14 protein-coding genes are annotated in these 17,967 nt (G+C 38.3%); 6 read left to right on the top strand and 8 right to left on the bottom strand.

Annotated features, from left to right (window positions below; genetic code table 11):
• Positions 1-73: 73 nt before the first annotated feature.
• A complete protein-coding gene (locus tag C1A47_RS03085) occupies positions 74-688 on the top strand; it encodes a TetR/AcrR family transcriptional regulator (protein WP_111892323.1) in 615 nt (204 codons plus the stop codon).
• A gap of 124 nt (positions 689-812) precedes the next feature.
• On the opposite strand, the gene C1A47_RS03080 is transcribed toward C1A47_RS03085, so the two are convergent.
• On the bottom strand, positions 813-1,541 hold the full coding sequence (locus C1A47_RS03080) for an SDR family NAD(P)-dependent oxidoreductase (protein WP_111892321.1): 729 nt from the start codon (positions 1,539-1,541) through the stop codon (positions 813-815).
• Between the two features lie 11 nt (positions 1,542-1,552).
• The gene (locus C1A47_RS03075; RefSeq protein WP_111892319.1) at positions 1,553-2,002 is read right to left on the bottom strand and encodes a GlcG/HbpS family heme-binding protein; all 450 of its coding nucleotides are present in this window, start codon (positions 2,000-2,002) and stop codon (positions 1,553-1,555) included.
• Positions 2,003-2,101: 99 nt separating this feature from the next.
• On the opposite strand from C1A47_RS03075, the gene C1A47_RS03070 reads away from it, so the two are divergent.
• Positions 2,102-2,989: a LysR family transcriptional regulator gene (locus C1A47_RS03070; protein WP_162625914.1), complete on the top strand. Its 888-nt coding sequence runs from the start codon at positions 2,102-2,104 to the stop codon at positions 2,987-2,989.
• Between the two features lie 130 nt (positions 2,990-3,119).
• Here C1A47_RS03070 and C1A47_RS03065 read toward each other — a convergent pair whose 3' ends face one another.
• The 4 genes from C1A47_RS03065 to C1A47_RS03050 form a co-directional block, all read right to left on the bottom strand.
• The gene (locus C1A47_RS03065) at positions 3,120-4,892 is read right to left on the bottom strand and encodes a tannase/feruloyl esterase family alpha/beta hydrolase (protein ID WP_162625913.1); all 1,773 of its coding nucleotides are present in this window, start codon (positions 4,890-4,892) and stop codon (positions 3,120-3,122) included.
• Positions 4,893-5,321: 429 nt separating this feature from the next.
• Positions 5,322-5,942 (bottom strand): amidohydrolase family protein, encoded by a 621-nt coding sequence (locus C1A47_RS17760; RefSeq protein WP_205669575.1) that lies wholly within the window; start codon positions 5,940-5,942, stop codon positions 5,322-5,324.
• Between the two features lie 443 nt (positions 5,943-6,385).
• The gene (locus C1A47_RS03055) at positions 6,386-9,430 is read right to left on the bottom strand and encodes a diguanylate cyclase (protein WP_111892316.1); all 3,045 of its coding nucleotides are present in this window, start codon (positions 9,428-9,430) and stop codon (positions 6,386-6,388) included.
• A gap of 195 nt (positions 9,431-9,625) precedes the next feature.
• Positions 9,626-12,202 carry a GGDEF and EAL domain-containing protein gene (locus C1A47_RS03050; RefSeq protein ID WP_111892315.1) on the bottom strand — a complete coding sequence of 859 codons (2,577 nt, stop codon included), beginning with the start codon at positions 12,200-12,202 and terminating at the stop codon, positions 9,626-9,628.
• Positions 12,203-13,350: 1,148 nt separating this feature from the next.
• Between C1A47_RS03050 and C1A47_RS03045 the strand changes: the two genes are divergently transcribed.
• Positions 13,351-13,851: an SPOR domain-containing protein gene (locus tag C1A47_RS03045; RefSeq protein ID WP_227539724.1), complete on the top strand. Its 501-nt coding sequence runs from the start codon at positions 13,351-13,353 to the stop codon at positions 13,849-13,851.
• A 43-nt stretch (positions 13,852-13,894) separates the two neighbouring features.
• Here C1A47_RS03045 and C1A47_RS03040 read toward each other — a convergent pair whose 3' ends face one another.
• Both C1A47_RS03040 and C1A47_RS03035 read right to left on the bottom strand, forming a co-directional pair.
• The gene (locus C1A47_RS03040; RefSeq protein WP_111892313.1) at positions 13,895-14,989 is read right to left on the bottom strand and encodes a putative zinc-binding metallopeptidase; all 1,095 of its coding nucleotides are present in this window, start codon (positions 14,987-14,989) and stop codon (positions 13,895-13,897) included.
• A gap of 21 nt (positions 14,990-15,010) precedes the next feature.
• Positions 15,011-15,637 (bottom strand): LysE family transporter, encoded by a 627-nt coding sequence (locus C1A47_RS03035; protein ID WP_111893061.1) that lies wholly within the window; start codon positions 15,635-15,637, stop codon positions 15,011-15,013.
• Positions 15,638-15,654: 17 nt separating this feature from the next.
• On the opposite strand from C1A47_RS03035, the gene C1A47_RS17635 reads away from it, so the two are divergent.
• The 3 genes from C1A47_RS17635 to C1A47_RS03025 are packed head-to-tail and all read left to right on the top strand — an operon-like array spanning position 15,655 to position 17,960.
• Positions 15,655-15,816: a hypothetical protein gene (locus C1A47_RS17635; protein ID WP_162625912.1), complete on the top strand. Its 162-nt coding sequence runs from the start codon at positions 15,655-15,657 to the stop codon at positions 15,814-15,816.
• A gap of 15 nt (positions 15,817-15,831) precedes the next feature.
• Positions 15,832-16,611, top strand: coding sequence for a HesA/MoeB/ThiF family protein (locus tag C1A47_RS03030; RefSeq protein WP_111892312.1), 780 nt, complete (start codon positions 15,832-15,834; stop codon positions 16,609-16,611).
• 53 nt (positions 16,612-16,664) lie between these two features.
• Complete coding sequence (locus tag C1A47_RS03025) at positions 16,665-17,960, top strand: ABC1 kinase family protein (protein WP_111892311.1); 1,296 nt, start codon at positions 16,665-16,667, stop codon at positions 17,958-17,960.
• The last annotated feature ends 7 nt before the right edge of the window (positions 17,961-17,967 follow it).

Here is a 17,967-nt window from a genome sequence, read left to right as displayed (position 1 = left end):
ATATTCACTGCAAATTTATTTGAAAACTCTGGAATACAGCCAAGTTTTCTAAATGGAGTGAAATTGCTGAACGATGTCAAATTACAACGAGAAATCTCTACAGATCTTAGAAGCCGCAAGTCGTATTTTTTTAACTCATGGTTTTAGTGCAGCAACTACAGACATGATTCAAAAAGAAGCCAAGGTTTCCAAGGCAACCCTGTATTTGTGCTTTCCCAACAAAGAAAGCATGTTTGCTGCTGTAATCGAGAGTCGTTGTCAGGAAATGAAACGGATTGTCGGTGCGATTGATACCCGTTCAAGTGATATTCGCCAAGCACTGATTGATTTGGGAACGGCTTATTTACGCTTTATTCTGTTACCTGAAGGCTTATCTCTGTTTCGTGTGACTGTTGCAGATGCACCGCGTTTTCCTCAGTTGGCGCGCCAGTTTTATTTGTCAGGCCCAAAAACCATTGTACAAATTATTGCCAAACGCTTAGAGCAAGCCGTTGAAGATCAGCAAATTAACGTGCAGCAATTTGGTTATGAAACTTCAGCTTCGTTATTTGTGAATATGTTGCGTGGTGAAGGGCAAATGGAATGCTTAACCCATGCCCAAGCACAACCTTCCGATGTGCAAATCGATGCATGGGTGCATGCAGCAGTGACCACCTTTTTACTGGCATTTGGTATAGAAAAGCCTTAAAGATCTTGAATCAAAAAGTCAGTCAAAGCGTAGATTGACTGGCTTTTTTTGTGGCTTGGTGAGGCAGATTACACAACGATTTGCCTAGCTTCAATCATTGTTCAATTTCAAAAAAATCTCTCAATTAACGTAAATCGACACCACCATCTACCGCAATCGTTTGACCTGTAATAAAGCTATTTTGCATGAGAAATAGATAGGCAGATGCCACTTCATCAATGGTTGCTGTACGTTGCAATGGAATATTGGCTGCCTGTCCTTGTTTCATCTGTTCCACTTGCTCTGCACTAAACTCACGCCATAACAGGGTTTCTGTCCATGTCGGCGATACTGCATTGACCCGTTTTTGCGGTGCAAGTTCGACAGCTAAACCTTGAACCAATGCTTTGAGATTTTGATTGCCAATAATTGCACCCGATGCGTTATACAGTTTCCCGCCTGAACCTGCGGTGAAAATGAAACTACCACCAACATTCAAATGCGCTGCGAAAGCTTGGGCAATGGCTAAATTGGCATTAAATTTTTCTGCTACGGCTTGTATGATGCTGTCATAACTGGCTTCTAAAAAGCCACCCCCCATAAAGTGACCAACCGTTGAAATAATGTGATCGTATTGTCCAAGGTCATTGGCAAGTGTTGTCGCAGCACCTGTTTGGTAGGCATCAAACACATAACCTGCAACTGGAAGCGCGCTTTGGGCTTGAAGCTCGGTGACAACATGTTGCAGTTTTTCAGCATTGCGACCTGTAATACTCACTTGAGCCTGCTGAGCAATAGCCAGTTTTGCAACAGCTAAGCCAAAACCTGATGTACCACCTAAAATTAAAACTTTTTGTTGCTTTAATGAACTCATCTTATTTTCCTTTAATCTGCTAAATCGAGTGCCAACGCTTCAAGTGCTTGTTCAGCCACTTGCTCGTCATATTGACCACCTGGACAGCCACTTACACCAATGGCACCAATCACTTGCCCATCTTGATAAATTGGTAAGCCACCTTGTAACGGCATAATCGAATCAATTGAGAGCATGCTGCTTTGCTGTTCTTGGTTGATAAAATCTTCAAATAACTTGGATGAGTTTTGAATCATCGCAGCAGTTTTGGCTTTCCCGATTGCCACATCAATGCTGACTTTACTTGCAGCATCGGCACGAGAAAATGTAACTAAATCACCCGACCAGTCCACAATTGCAACAGACACCTGAAATTTTAATTTTTCAGCAATCTCTAAAGCATGATCGAGCAAGGCATGCGCCTGTGATTGAGAAACATTGAGTCGGGAGATGGCATGTAATGGTTTTTTCTGTTTTGACATTCAACTTCCAAAAGTGATAACGCATATGCAGCATGATATCTTTTTAAAAAATTGAATAAAGTGCGTAAAATAAAAATCATTTTTTTAAAAATTCGAAAAATGGATACATTCAACGCGCTTGAGATGTTTATTCAGACGGTCGATAAGGGCAGTTTTTCCGCTGTGGCTCGCTCTGCGGCAGTGTCGGTCTCTACCGTCACACTGGCGATTCAGCAACTTGAAAAGCAGGTGGGTGGGGCGCTATTTCATCGCACGACACGGCAAATTGTACTGACCGAATTGGGTCAGCATTTCCTGAGTGATGCGCTGCGTATCGTAAAAGATTGGCACAACAGTCTGGCACACCTCAATTCGGGCAATCTGCTGATGGGCGAAATCCGTATGACTGCGCCGAATCATTTGGGGCGTAAGCGCTTACCGCAATTGATTGACCAGTTTATCGAAGTGCATCCACATATCGAAATTCAGTTATTGCTGAGTGACCATGTCGAAGACATGTTAAAACAACATATTGATGTGGCACTGCGAACGGGACCTTTGACTGATTCGCAGATGAAAGCACGCTTGTTGTTGCAAGGTCAGAGAATGGTCTGTGCTGCGCCAAGTTATTGGAAACAATATGGAAAGCCTGAGCATCCCCAAGATTTATTGCAGCATAATTGTTTATTTTTAAATGACTTTAATGTGAAACGGAATAACTGGAAGTTTCAGCAGCAACAGGAAGTTTTTACCGTTAAAGTGCAGGGCAATCGTAGTGCCAATGACGGGCATGTTTTGTATGAGTGGGCGGCGGCGGGTCAAGGTGCAACACTGCAAATGGAATGGGATATTGCTGAAGATCTACACACTGGAAAAATTGAAACGGTGTTAGATGAGTATGCTTTGGCAAGTTATGATTTATTTGCAGTTTATCATGCACAAGCCAGTTTGAAAGTGAAAGTATGGGTCGACTTTTTGGTCGCTCACTTGAATGTTGAGCATATATAAACAAGGAATTTTTGTCGGGACGCGCGGACTAAAGCTTCGCAAATAGATGAGAGGGAAAAGAGATTTTTCTATTTTTTGCAACAATAAAAAAACCTGTGACAAGAACGTATCTTGTCACAGGCGAATCATTTCAATTATTGAAGAAAATATATGGCTTATAGAAGTCTTTCCCCATCCACTCGTACTGATCTTTTACCACCAATAAGCGTTTAGGTTCATAGCTACTTGCCTGATTGACATCACCAGTCCCTTTGTAAGCCGCATAGTACGGATACGGATAAACAGGACGAGATGCTGCACCTGCAGGTACAGTACTTGCACTGAGTTTATCTCCACCACCCATCATACGCATCATGGGTTTTTCACCCGCTTTTAATGCAGGTAAATCACCACGTTTTTTATCTGAACCTACACCTGTTGGCTGACCAAAACTGTTGTGCTCATCTGGGTTTGCCTTGTATGTGGTAATGGCTTGAGGTGCGATGCCTTGTTCAACCCATTGCATCATTGGAGTGAGGAAATCCACCAGACTATTTCCTTCACCACCACTACAGTGATAAACACCAGGTAACAGATATAAGCGTTCAAACTGATCGCGACGGTCTACACCTAGAGCTTGACCAACAGCGTTGTGATAGGCAATTGAGTTCAGTGGAGAAATGTGTGGATCTGCCCAACCATGCCAGATAATTAACTTACCACCAGCAGCTTTAAATGCTGACAAATCAGGATTGGTCGCATCATACAAAGGATGTAATTCAGCTAACTTTTTAAAAGTCGCCGCATCAAATTTCATATCTTTCAGATCGAAATTTGCATCAGGATTTTTGACAAAACTTAAGTATTTCAATGCCTGTAAAGAGATCATGTGGCTCATTGCAGGTTGGTCAGCAGTTTGAGGAACAAATACCCCAGCCCATGCCAACTCTGAACCATATTGTGGGCCTGCAACAATCAGTTTTTCACCAGTCGTTGGGTCTTTTGGACCTTCGTACAATTTTTTAAGTGTAGTGACCTGTTTTGCGGTTAAGCATTGACCATCTTTTTGTCCTGCTTTACATAGCAGCACGCTCGGGTCAAAATGACAGGCTTGTGGATCAGAAATAATGCCATCTTTTTGACCATCTAGTGCATCACATTTTGCAACGACAGCAGTATGAACAAGAGGTAAGTCTTTCGCTGTAATGATGGCTTTGCCATTTTCATCTGTATTACTGACAGCTTGCCAAGCATGATACAGGCTGTTTTGTGCCTGAAAATTCATGGCTGCTGCGCCTGCAATAATGCCGTTGAAGTCATTTGGATAGCGCTGAGCTTCCATTAAAGCTTCACGTCCACCATCTGAACAGCCATTAAAATAAGACCATTGTGGCTTTTGCTTATAATATTGCTCAGTAATGTATTTTGCTGAAATAGCCAGTAAATGTTGGGCACGAAAGGCGAAGTCTTTACGCTTCTGCTCGTCATTACCAAAATCCTGCTCAGATGCAGGGTGACCCATATCAGTGGCAGCAACGACAAAACCGTTGCCATTATAGGTGTTACAACCTGCGGCTGCACCGACCATCATGTTGATATTGCCACATAAACCGCCACAGCCAATTTGCATGTAGCGCCCTGTCCATGTTGTTTTAGGCAGCATGACTTTAAAACTGATTTCAGGGGCTAAATGACCTTCAGCAACACAATATTCGGCATTGTTGGTGGTGACTTCTTTCGTCGAAGTGATGCGACTGCCTTGTCCACCAATTTGGTTTAAATTCAGTCCGTTGAGTGATTCACAGCTTGATTGAGCTGGAATAATGATATTTTTTAAAGTATTGCTATCGGCAGCATGAGCACCATGCATACACCAAAACAGCGTTGAAAAAATAAAGAGTAAGTATCGAAAAGACTTTCTCATATTGTGAAGCTCCTTCTTAAAATAAGAGAGGGGGTAAATCATTAAATTTGATTTACAAGAGATAAAGAATGCTTAAAAAGACTAACATGATTTTATGAATTAAAATGTGAGATTTTTAGATCAAGATTTTAAAATTATAATAGACTTCTTTCATAAGTCCTTTTTCTCTTGCGCTGCATTGAAATGTATTTCAATTTTGCTCAGGGATAAAAATAAAGAGGGTGTAGGTAATTATGAAAGAAGTCTAATTTATGAGTTTTATATTTTATATTGAATTGGAATATAAAAAGTTTATATAGAGAATTATATAATCTTAAATGAAATCTGTTTTTATAATTTGAAATACGTTTAGCATATTTCTCCTAATATTAAATTCTTATCTTCAGATGAAATATTTAACTGTTTTATATGATCAGTGCCTTTAAAAAACTAGTCACGACGAATTGTATAAGAACCACCATATAAAATATTTTCAGCACCAATGACTTTAACAGCACATTCAAGTTGAGCTTGTCCCCATTGCAATGCACCAGACAAATCAAAGAAAATATTTTTCTTAAGTTGCTCACGTAAACGCTGATTAGTTTCAGCCGTGAAACGATCAACTTCATCGTGATATTCAGCCAGTTTTGGTGGGAAAAGCATTTCGGTAAACGCAAAAAATGTACCGCCCAACATCGAGTGAATCAGAGTTAAATTTGGGAATTCATCAAATAAACCACTAAACAGTTCTCGCCCAACGGCTGTGGCTTGTGCAACACAGCGACCATATTGGCGACGTTGATTGGTATAGGGCACAATCGAAGAATAGTCAGCAGGTAAAGGCGTATGATGGACAACAACAGGGACTTGCAAGTCATTTAAAAATTTAAAGAAAGTTTTAAATTCTGGTGCATCAAGATAGAGTTGACCATAATGTGCAGCAAGCTGAACCCCAATAAAACCAGATTGTTTCAAACGGTATTCCACTTTGCCCCAAGGTGGAAGGAACAACAGCAAGGGCAGAGAAACGCTCAGGAGCTTTGCCAATATGTTCTGCCAAGCCATCATTAATATCTTGCAGGCATCTAAAGATAACCATTCCTGCCAGCAAGATAGACGGAAAAAGGCATGCTCAATCCCTGCTTGGTTTATATCTTAAATTCGGCCTTCATAGGTGTATTGATTTTCTGCGTAGTTGACAACTTCATAATCTTTTGGATGTTCAATAATGATTTGTCGTAATTCGGGATTATTCGAAATGAGTTCAATACGGGTATGAATGTCATATTCTCTTGGTGTTGCATTTAAAAACAGGTCGAGGATTTTCTCATTGCTAAATAAATATTGAAGACGCTAATGTATATAGGTTCTAATAATACCTATTTTAATTTATTTATAAGCATCTCACATCTTTTTAAAATTTAATTTGAATGGCATATTTATTTTATGCATTTTTATTTGTAATAGTGATGCAAGATTTATCTTTATTTCAAATATAAAAAATAATTAAACTATGTTTTATTATTTTTAGGCATAGTTTCTTGCCATAATGTTGAACAATTTCGACCATTACGTTTAGAGAAATATAATGCGCTGTCTGCACGGTCTAAACTGTTTTCAATAGAGTTTTCAGGTTTTTTTAACATATAAATCCCTAAACTCACTGCAAATGAAATCATGCCTATATTGGAAACAATTGCAGGATTGGAAATAATACTCTCCCTAAACAATTCTGCCCGTTCAAAAGCTTTTACGGTATTAATATTAGACAGTAAGATCACAAACTCTTCACCGCCGAGTCTTCCTAAAAGGTCATTTTTATCCATTTGTTCTGAAAGAATTTTAACAAGATGTTTGAGCACAAGGTCACCTACCGCATGCCCATAGGTGTCGTTCACCTTTTTAAAATGGTCAATATCTAGCATGATCAGTGCAGAGCAGGAGATATGTTCCTTTTGAATATCATCCAGTTCAACCTTGAGACGATTTAAGAATGCACGTCGATTACTGATTCCAGTCAGTGCATCAGTTAAGGCAAGTGCCTCAAGTTGAGATTCGCGTTCTTTTTGAGGAGTAATATCATGGAAAATCCAGCATTGTCCAATCAACTGATCGAGATACACCAACGATAGATTTTCAATTTCCAGATATCGGCCATCTCGTAACATAATGGTTTTTTTGAAGCTTTTTGTCGGTTCATCGACCATTAAGTTTAAACTCACTCCCATAGTAGAATAGAGTCGCTTTTCAAGCTCATTAATAGGGAGTTCGATCAGTTGGGCTAAGGAAATATCAAGTCCTAAGGTCGAGATCAACATTTTGTTAGCTGCAACGGTATGTTGATGCCCATTGTTAATGGTGTCTACAATCAGGATACCAGATGGAAAACGTTCAACAAGGGTTTCAAGACGTTGCTGTGCTTTAACTAGGCCAGATTCTGCGCGATGACGTGCATCAATATCATTTAGTGTCCAAATGGTGTTCCCTGAGTGATCTTCAGGGTCAAGCAAAGCACCCTGAATGTCAAACCAATTTAATCGATCATTTTGTATATAAAGCGGCCATTCGGTTCGCACATGTCCTGACTGTTGTACCGTTAAAAATATTTCGTCTAATTTCAGATGGATATTGTCATTTTTGTGTAAATGATCTAATGTAATTTTGGTTTTCTGTTCGCCATAAGGCAGATTAAAAAGTGTTGCAGCACGTTCATTTGCATAAATAATTTCATGTTCGGAACTTGTGACCATAATTAATGAATTACTGCGGTCTAGTACAGCTTTAACTAAATGTGCATGCTCAACACGTTTTTGAATGTCGGTATAAGTCCCCAACATTTTGGTGGGTAAATCTGCAAGGCTTCTTTGTGTCACCTTTCCTCGGACTTCGACCCAAAGCCAGGTGTTTTTGAAGGTTTTTAATCGAGCCTCAATTCTAAACTCATGGTCATGCTTCAAATGTTCCGAAAGATGTTGCATCAGAACATTATGGTCTTGCGGGTGCACAAAACGATTTAAAAAGTCTTCAAATGAGAGTTCGAACGCATTATTTTCGTAGCCCAGCATTTCATAGCAGCGTTGATCCCACGTCAGCTCATCGGTCAGATAATTCCATTGCCACAAGCCATCCTGTACCGCCATAAAGGTCAAACGCAGGTGCTCTTCTTTTTGTCTGAGCGTTTCTTGCAAGATCTCATCATGGGTGATATCGAGAATATAGCCATGCCATAAAATGCTGCCGTCTTCTTCAATCTGAGCCTTAGCATGATTGCGTAGCCAGCGAATTGAACCATCAGCATCGACCACGCGATATTTAACATCCCATTCTTTTTTATGAAAAAGGCTGTGGGTTATCGTTTTACGTAATCCCTCCAAATCGTCTGGATGAATACATTCTGTTAAATAGTGCAGTTGGAAATGTTCTTCAGAAAAAGGCTGAATCCCATGAAGTTCAAAAAAACTTGGATTGGTAAATGGCATTGAAATAGATTTATCCAGATGAATACACACCTGAAATAAGCCACCAGGGACTTCATCTGCCAAATACATAAAGCGGCGTTTTTGCTGAACAAGCATTGCAAGGTTGCGTTGACGTTGTAAAGCAAGCCATGCACTAATGAATACAATTACCAGTAAGAAAATTGAGCCAATCAGGTTGTAGATGAAGTTACGCTGATATGCCTGTTCAAGTGCAGCAAAAGTATGTTGTCGTTCAATCCCCGAGCTGATAATCAGCGGAAAACCCTGAACGCGTTTCCATGCATACATGCGTTGTAATTGATCAGGGCCTGTTTTTGCCTCATATGTTCCGCCATTGGGGTTATGCTGAAATAAAAAAAGCCGTTCAGCAGGTAGTGATTTACCTAGAACTTGATCTTCATATTGAGACCGCGCCAAATATGTACCATCTTCTCTAGCCAATAAAATCACATCTACTGGATTATCAAAGATATTTTGAAAATACTTCGAGATGTAATCAGGCGAAAGAGAGAGAATCATCACTCCGATAAATTTATGATCACGATAGAGTGCCTTAGTGAGTTGAATCGTCCATTTTTTAGAGACTCTCCCCATAACAGGTTTGCTGATATAAAGCCCAATATTTTGTTGAAGATGAACTTTAAAATGTTCACGGTCGGTAATATAAACAGGTTTTGCTTCGGAATTGATATTTTTGAGGTTTGAATAAACTAATTTTCCGTGTTCATCCGCAATCGCAATTTGAATGATTGAGTCTTCAGGATAATTGGTCACAACATTATTTACAGCACGTTGAAATGCAGGTTCATCATGCAGTTCATAACTATTTTTCATATTCATCATGCTGTAGTTTAAACCAGTAAATAAGGTTTGAACCTGCACAGAAACAGCATTTGATATTTGATGTACACGCACCCAAGCTTGTTGTTCTGTTTGATTGTAAAGTGTTCGCTGGGTGTTCAGGAAAATCATCCAGTAAATAATGACGGCTAAAACAACAAAGCTGGTACTCGCCAAAATGATAAATGAGGCTGGAGTCAGATTTTGGCGCCAAAAGCTTTGTTGATGAGGGTGCATATATAGATCACTTGTAAAATTCTAAGGGTATAGTCAAGAATTTCTGAGTTTATTTTTAATTAGGTTATAACAGGGGCTTGGGTTTGAGCTTGCATCAGTAAGTTCAGATATTTTCACAACTCATTGCATTACATAAAGTATATTTAGTATCAGTATTCACGATATTTTACCCAATCTACAATGTTACTTATTTGGTTAAATGAACAAAATACTTTTTTGAGATTGATTCCATTCATTGAGCCAATTTTTGAGCTTATGTGCAGGCATAGGCTTTGAAAATAAATATCCTTGAGCAACGCAATAACCTTGTTGATATAAAATTTTAAATTGTTCGAGTGTTTCAACACCTTCAGCAATAATTACCAGTTGTAGTGACTTTCCAATGCTTAAAATGGCATGGCTTAAAGCTTGTGCGACTTCATCATATTCAAGGTCAGCAACAAAACTGCGATCAAGCTTAAATTCTGAAATTGGTAAGCGGCGCAGGTAACTGATACTAGAATAACCTGTCCCAAAATCATCCATTGATAAATGCACACCTAAGTTATGAATTTCATGAATAATTTTTGTTGTATGTGGATGATTGTCCAAGAGTACATTTTCGGTCAGTTCGATGGTGAGATCCTGCGGTTCTAAACCATTAAAGTGTAAAATCTCACTGAGAGTTTCTGGTAATTTTGTGCCATGAAAACTGGTGGCTGAAAGATTTATTGAAACAGAGGGAATATGTACACTATTCATGCGCCATTCTGCTAATTGGCGACATGCTTCTTGCATTACCCAATAACCAAACTCTGTAATTAAACCACATTCTTCAGCAATTGCGATAAAGCGTTCTGGCGAGATTTCACCAAACTCAGGATGAGTCCAGCGAGCTAGGGCTTCAACACCATAGAGTTCGCCTGTAACTAAATCAATTTGTGGTTGATAGTGTAGATGCAATTCATGATTAAAAAGTGCATGACGTAGATCTCTTTCCAATTTTAGGTGGTCTTGCAGCAGTTCATTCATTTTATGGTTGAAAAAACAGAACTGATTTCTTCCGCTATTTTTAGCTTGATCCATTGCAATATCTGCTCGATGCAGTAAAGCTTCAATATCTCGACCATCTTCGGGGAACATGGCAATTCCGATACAGGCACTCATTGCCAAGATTGAATTATTAATATTGAGTGGATTTGTCAGGTGAAGCTGTAATTCTTCAACAACCATTTGCACCTGTTGCTGGTTACTATTTGGGAGAATGATGGCAAATTCATCACCTGAAAGTCGGCCAATCACATCGTTATTGCGTAAATTTTTTTCTAGACGTTTGGCGACTTGACATAATAGTTCGTCACCAAAAAAATGTCCGTAAGAATCATTGATCATTTTGAAGCGATCAATGTCGATATATAACACAGCTAATCGTTCATTGTTGCGAATGCTTGAAGTAATTATTTGATCAGCTTTGGTCAAAAATAAACTTCGATTTGGTAAACCTGTAAGCTCATCATAAAATGCCAATTGACGAATGCGTTGTTTGGTATGTTCACGCTCAAATGCTAATGAACATAAATTGCTGCATGCATTGATAATTTGTTGATGAAAGTCTTGCTGTTCGAGTTGACGAGACTCTTTAAAATAAAATGCAAACGTACCAACCACCTGATGTTGATTATTAAAAATGGGTGTTGACCAGCAAGCTTTGTAATTAAATGGTTGTATAATATGGTAATAATTTTCCCAAAGTGGGTCAGTTGAAATATCATCCACAATCACTGGTCGACTTCGCCAAGCTGCCGTACCACAAGAGCCTGCATATGGGCCAATATGCATATCTTTAATAATCTTATTGAAATGTTCGGGCAAGTTGGGAGCAGAAAGAGGATGTATTAGTCCTTGGGTGTCAACTTCTACAATAGATGCTGTAATCTCGGGTGCAAGCTGTTCTACTTCATTGCAAATAATATTCAGAATGTCTGAGAGCTCAAACTCTTTAGACATTGCATCTAAAACCTGATGTTGTAGAGTCTCACGTAGTTTCGAAATGGAAATGTCAGTGAAGGTAATAATCGTGTATTTCCAGTTTTTCTCTGGATCAAAAACTGGTTTTTTTATAATTTTTGCCCAGTAGCGTCTGTGTTTTCCAATGACTAATTCTTCATATTCAATCGTTGAACTCTCATTCAGCTCGCTTTTATTCCATTGATGCATAAATAAAGATAGTGGACTTTTGCCAATAATCTCATGATGTTCCCAGCCAAACATAAGGCTAAAACGTTTATTACAATATACAACTGCGGAAGAAGTATCGGTAATGAGTACAGCAGTATCATTAATATCGGCAGCTAGAGATAAGTGGTCTAAATAGCGTTGCTGTTCACGTTCATATTGTAAACGGGCACTAATATCTGTGGCCATTTTAAGAACTTGGATTACTTGTCCATTGTTATTAACTACTGGAGTGTAAGTTGCTTCAAGCCAGCAACTGCTATTGTCCCCACGAATGCGCTCCACAAAACCTGAAAATGGAATACCTTTGCAAAGTGATGTCCAAAATTCTTCGTATGCTTTAGTTTCAGTAAAAGATTTTGGGCAAAAACTATAATGAATACGTCCTATCGCTTCACTTTCGCTCATACGAAATAAAGATAAATAGTTTTGATTTGCCCATAGCAAAATTCCATCTGGTGAAAACTCGGCAATCGCAATCGTTTTTTCGAGAGCCGTAAGCTGTAACGATGGTGTTGCTATTCGTTTTGCTGACGTGAGATAAACTTTATCTTTCATTATACTTTTTTCCAAAGCATAGTAATTTGTTAAAAAATATTGATTATCAGAAATATATTTCTTTATTTATTTGTCAATTTCAATACCTAAAATCCAGTATTAAAGCTTCCAAGCGGTTTATTTATCTTCGCGATAAAACATCTAAATAAACCCTTTTCCTCTTTTTATCTTATACAAGATGCTGAAATTTGCAAAAAAAATCTGTGAATTGATGTGTGTTTTTTTAATCGCGATTAAAGAGGTCAGTGTTTTTCTAACCTATCACAGAAATATAGCTCTTGATAGAAATTCAAAAAATGTTTGCTGAGAGCTTATTTACTTGAGTACGAGCAGTAAATAAACACAAATTCTATATGATGATCTAAGCTCAGCTTTAACAAGCATTCTCAACAATATTCAACATTAACCGATTAATAGCAATAAAGAAGAAACACAGTAATCTAAGGGTGAATAATCATGTATATCAAATTGATGAAAACTAAAAATAGACTTTTTCATGAATCTCTTTTATTTCTCTTTCACAGTACGGAAAGGCGAGTGATAAAAATAATAAAAGGGTATTGGATGTATGTTGAAAGCTGGTGAATTAGCCCTTTTATATCAGAGATCTTAGAGATTGGAAAAAAATGATATAAATTCTTAAATTTTTTATGGATTTTGATTGGAACTACATCAGTATGCAAGATGATTGACAGTAAAATCATAATTGGATGGTGAAAACAAAGAATTTCATCATGATGTAACAAAAAGTGTCTATATTTTAAGAATTTTTCTATCAAAATTTTTATTTTTATCGTATTTTTAAAATAAAATTCATAAAATTTATATATATTTCATGTTTTTAATTTTAATATTTTAATTTTGATAATTACTGTATTGAAGATATATCTTATATAAGATTGTATATAAAGCGAACATTTGGATGGCTTTTATTAAAGATTTCAAATAGCTATACACCTTGATTGTTGAAAAATGATGTATTTTTATACCATTTGGTTACTAAATTAACTATAAAAAACAATTGCATGAAGTTTTTTTTATTAAAAAATAGCAAACATTTCTAAAAATTGGTTTTTTGTATATAATTGTTACAAATGTGAACAAAGTAACACTTTATGAAAAAAATAGTTATTTTTATGCTTTTTATTATGCATTCAGCAAACAGTTTAGCGGGTGTAACCTCAGAAAAAGAAAATGTGTACTGTTTTTCAATGCCACAAAAGCAAAGTGTTTATGTGTGCAAGACATGGTCAGAGTGGGCAACCACCCCGGCAAATGCTAAAGTACAGATTGAAAAAGCTAAAGTTGAAGATCTGAATAATATTTCAAATGGCAATAAGACACCTGAGCTTGTAAGCAACAAGCAGCTTTCTGTGAAAGAAGCACGTAGTTTGTTAGAGCGTGGTGATAAAACTTGGATGGTGCAAATTGCGCTTGCTTCCAATGAAGCAAATGCAGATAGCATAGTATCTAAATTTAAAGCCAAAGGTTATCCAACCAAGAAAAGTATGACATCGAAAGGTGTGCGCGTCATGGTTGGACCAAATGACTATCAAACTGCAAGTGAACTAAAAAAGAAAATTCAGGGAGATAATAGTCTGGATGCTCAATCAGCTTGGCTATTTAATTATGCAGCATCTGTGCAATGATGATTTACTAATGGTACATGAGCTCGGTTAACCACCGAGCTTTTTATATGGGTAGATTCTGATTTGCCAATATTCGCTGATGAATATCGAGCAAACTCCGATGAATAAAATGTAATTTATTGAGCACAATTCCTGAAAGTGTAAATGGATAGGCATCTTCTTGTCCTACACTACGATTCAGCCCATTTAAAATATAGGTTAATGCAAACCAATTGCTTAAAGTCAGTTCAAAGTCTTGAGACAGCAATGGTGGTTCTTTAAAGTGAATATCTGGGTCAATAGCATGTTGTCCCTGCATTTTGAGACCCGCATGATAGGCTGTATCGAGCGCATCCATCATGTGTAAATAATGTGCCCATGTTTCTGCCCAGTCTTCCCAAGGGTGTGCACATGCGTAGCGGCTGACGTAAGAATTTGACCAGTCTTTTGGGGGGCCATATTCATAGTAGTATTCAAGTGCCTGAGCATAGTCTTGACGTTCGTCACCAAAGTGCTGGCGAAACTCTTCGAGCCACTCTGGGAAAAAATGCTGCATGAGATCAAAATAATAATGTCCACTTTCATGTCGAAAGTGTCCGAGCAAAGTTCGGTAATTTTCTGCCATGTCGAGTCGAGTTTTAACCCGCATGACAATATCTGCTTCGCGGGCATTCAATGTAATTACGCCATTGGCATGACCCGTAATTACGGGTTGATCCTCATAAGGCATGAGAAAATTAAACTGTAAACCTAAGTGATCATGTTCATCTTTTTTAGGTTTTGGAAAAATATCCAGTTGCTTGGTGAGATAGAGAAAGTAGCGTTTAGCAGCTTCAATATTTCTCCAGTACTGCAAGTTATTTTCAACTGATAAATCTGGAATGATATGTGTCAATTGACATGATTCACAATAGATTTGATCCTGATCTGCAGGAATCACCCAGTTACATGCTTGGTAAGTAGAATAGTTATAGCATGGTCGATAATATAAATTCTGGTCGTTAGCATTTAGACTTCGCCAAGTCTGTTCATCAATTTTGGCGAAAGATCCCATGCAATTCATATTGAGCTGGAAGCCTAAAACGGTTGAACAATATTGGCAAACAGTATTTTGGAAAAAGACCTGATGCTTGCAATTTTCACAATAAAATACCTTCATGCTGAGATCTTCCCGTCAAATTTAAATTTTTTGGCGCACTAGACTTAACAGCATGGCAGCTACACCATACATTGATGCAAAAAAACGATTCACAAACTTGAGTTTTTTATACGATTGAAAGAGGTTGGATGCTTTAGATGCCAAACCTGTATAACCCAGCATGACAATCACATCAATTGGAATCATGGTTAGCATCATAATGACATACTGTTTCAATTGCGGTGCTTGAGGATCAATAAACTGTGGGAAAATTGCCAAAAAGAACACAATTGCTTTTGGGTTGCTAATGTTGATCAGAAAACCTTTAAAAACTGCTAATGGACTTGAAAACTGCTGTTGATCAGTTTTGATGGCGATTTGATTCACTGGTGCTTTCCACTGCATATAAGCTAAGTAAATCAGATATAAAACACCGAGCCATTTCACAGCCAAGAAAATCATTGGAAAAGTGGTCAGCAGCATGCCTAAACCTGTAGCCACAATCAAAATCTGGAGCATTAACGCGAGCTGTAAACCTAGAATATTCCAAAGGCCACGTAAAAAACCGTGACTTAAGCCATTGCTCATAGATGCAATTGCACCTGCACCAGGAAATAAGCTAATTACCCAGCAGGCAGCAAAGAAAGATAACCAGAGATGAAAGGACATGATCATAGTGACCCAAGATGAAAGAAGTGTTTTACACTGTTTTTAGTGTGAATGAAAGTGCCAAAATGATGATCAATGATTGGAATATTAATGCTGCCTTTGGCATGGTATCTAAAAAGAGAGATGCTATTTTTTTTCTAAACACGCTACACTTAGCCCTCTGTTTTTCAGCAACATAAATTGGATTGTCCGTGATGGATCAACAAACTGATATTTGGCAACAACTCAGTGACGATGAAATGCATTTCTATAGCCGACAAATCTTATTAGAGGGTTGGGATATTGATGCGCAGGAAAAACTCAAACTTGCCAATGTTCTGCTCATTGGGGCTGGTGGACTAGGTTGTTTAACTGCTGAGTTATTGACTCGTGCTGGTGTGGGCAAGATCACTATTTTAGATGCGGATCAGATTGAAACCAGTAATTTGCAACGCCAAGTGGCATTTCAGCCACAAGATATCGGATTCTATAAAGCGGAAACGCTGGCAAAACGATTAAAGCAGATTAATCCGCATATTTGTGTTGAAGCACACAATATTCGTCTGACGGAAGACAATGCAGCAGATTTTATTGCAGCACAGGATTTGGTGCTTGATGGTTGTGATCAATTTACCACGCGCTATTTGGTCAATCAGGTGTGTACGCAACAGGCTGTTCCTTTAATTAGTGCCTCAGCGATTGCGTACGAAGGGCAACTGTTTATGGTGATGCCAGATTCTGCTTGTTATGAGTGTATTTTTCCAAAAACTGAAAGTCAGGATGAAAGTTTGCGCTGTGCCAATTCTGGTGTGCTTGCAACGACACCGAATGTGATGGCGAGTTTACAGGCACATCATGCCTTGTTGTACTTAGGTTTAAATTTGACGCCGTTGAAACAAAAATTATTACTTTGGAATGGTTTGACCATGCAGCAACGTATTGTTAAATTTGATAAAGATATAAATTGCCCAAACTGTCAGGCAAGAAGTGCATGACAGAAAGTTTTTTTTGCTACACTAGATTTAGATTTGAATTGGCATGATTGCTTATGAAAAAAAATATTTTGGTAGATAGCTTTCGCTCTGTTGCGCGAATGGGGGAAACCGCTGTTGTCGCTGCCAAAGCAGGCTATAAATATGCGACCGCAAAACCAAGTAATGCCAAGCTGATGCGCGAAACTTTTGAAGAGTTAGGCTCGACTTATATTAAGCTCGGGCAGTTTATTGCAAGTACACCATCCTTATTTCCACGTGAATTTGTGGAAGAGTTTCAGGGCTGTTTAGACCAAACACCGAAGCTTCCATTTAGCTATATTGAAGAAGTACTGCAACAAGAATTTGCAGGTAAAAATCTTCATGACATTTTTGCTTCCATTGAAGAAATTCCACTGGCATCTGCATCAATTGCACAGGTGCATGCTGCAAAATTGGTCAGTGGTGAAGATGTCGTCATTAAAGTCCAAAAACCTGGTGTTGAAACCATTTTGTATACCGACTTAAGTGTTTTGCACTGGGCCACCAAAATTTTGGAAAAGGCAGTGCCTAAAGTGAAATTTGCATCACTGGCGGATATTGTTGAAGAAATTAAAACTCGCATGGTTCGTGAAGTTGACTTTATTGAAGAAGCGCAAAATCTCGATGATTTTGTAGATTATCTCAATGCAACGCATAATCAGGCAGCAACAGCACCGAAAGTTTATCATCAGTATTCGACACGTCGTGTGCTCACCATGCAGCGTTTGTATGGTGTGCCATTAACTGATTTTGATGTTGTAAAACATTATGCTAAAGATCCATCGCAAGTGTTGATTACCGCTATGAATACATGGTTTGGTAGTTTGATGATGTGTAAAAGTTTTCATGCAGACTTACATGCAGGCAATTTAATGTTGCTTGAAGATGGTCGAGTTGGCTTTATTGATTTTGGCATCGTCGGTCAGTTAAACCCTCAGGTTTGGACAGCTTGTATGGCTTTTATGGAAGCATTACAGCACACTGATTATCAGGCAATGGCTGAAAATATGTTGAAAATGGGAATGACTCATACAACTGTAGATACGGCTGTACTTGCCAAAGACATTGAGCGCTTATTTAGTGGTGTCATTTTATCTGACCCGCAAAAAATACTTTCAAGTAGTCCTGCTGACCTCAATGACATTATGCTCGATATGGTGTCGATTGGTGAGCGTCATGGCATTCATTTCCCACGAGATTTTGCGCTGCTCTTTAAGCAAATGTTATATTTTGATCGTTTTATGCGCGTTCTTGCACCTTATACCGACATTTATGCCGATCAGCGTTTGCATATGGTTCAAAGCCTTGATACACCTGTGCTGAAACATTAATGGTTGG

The sequence above is a fragment of the Acinetobacter sp. MB5 genome (assembly GCF_003261585.1).
Lineage (GTDB): Bacteria > Pseudomonadota > Gammaproteobacteria > Pseudomonadales > Moraxellaceae > Acinetobacter.
This window is presented reverse-complemented; position numbering and strand designations above follow the sequence as displayed.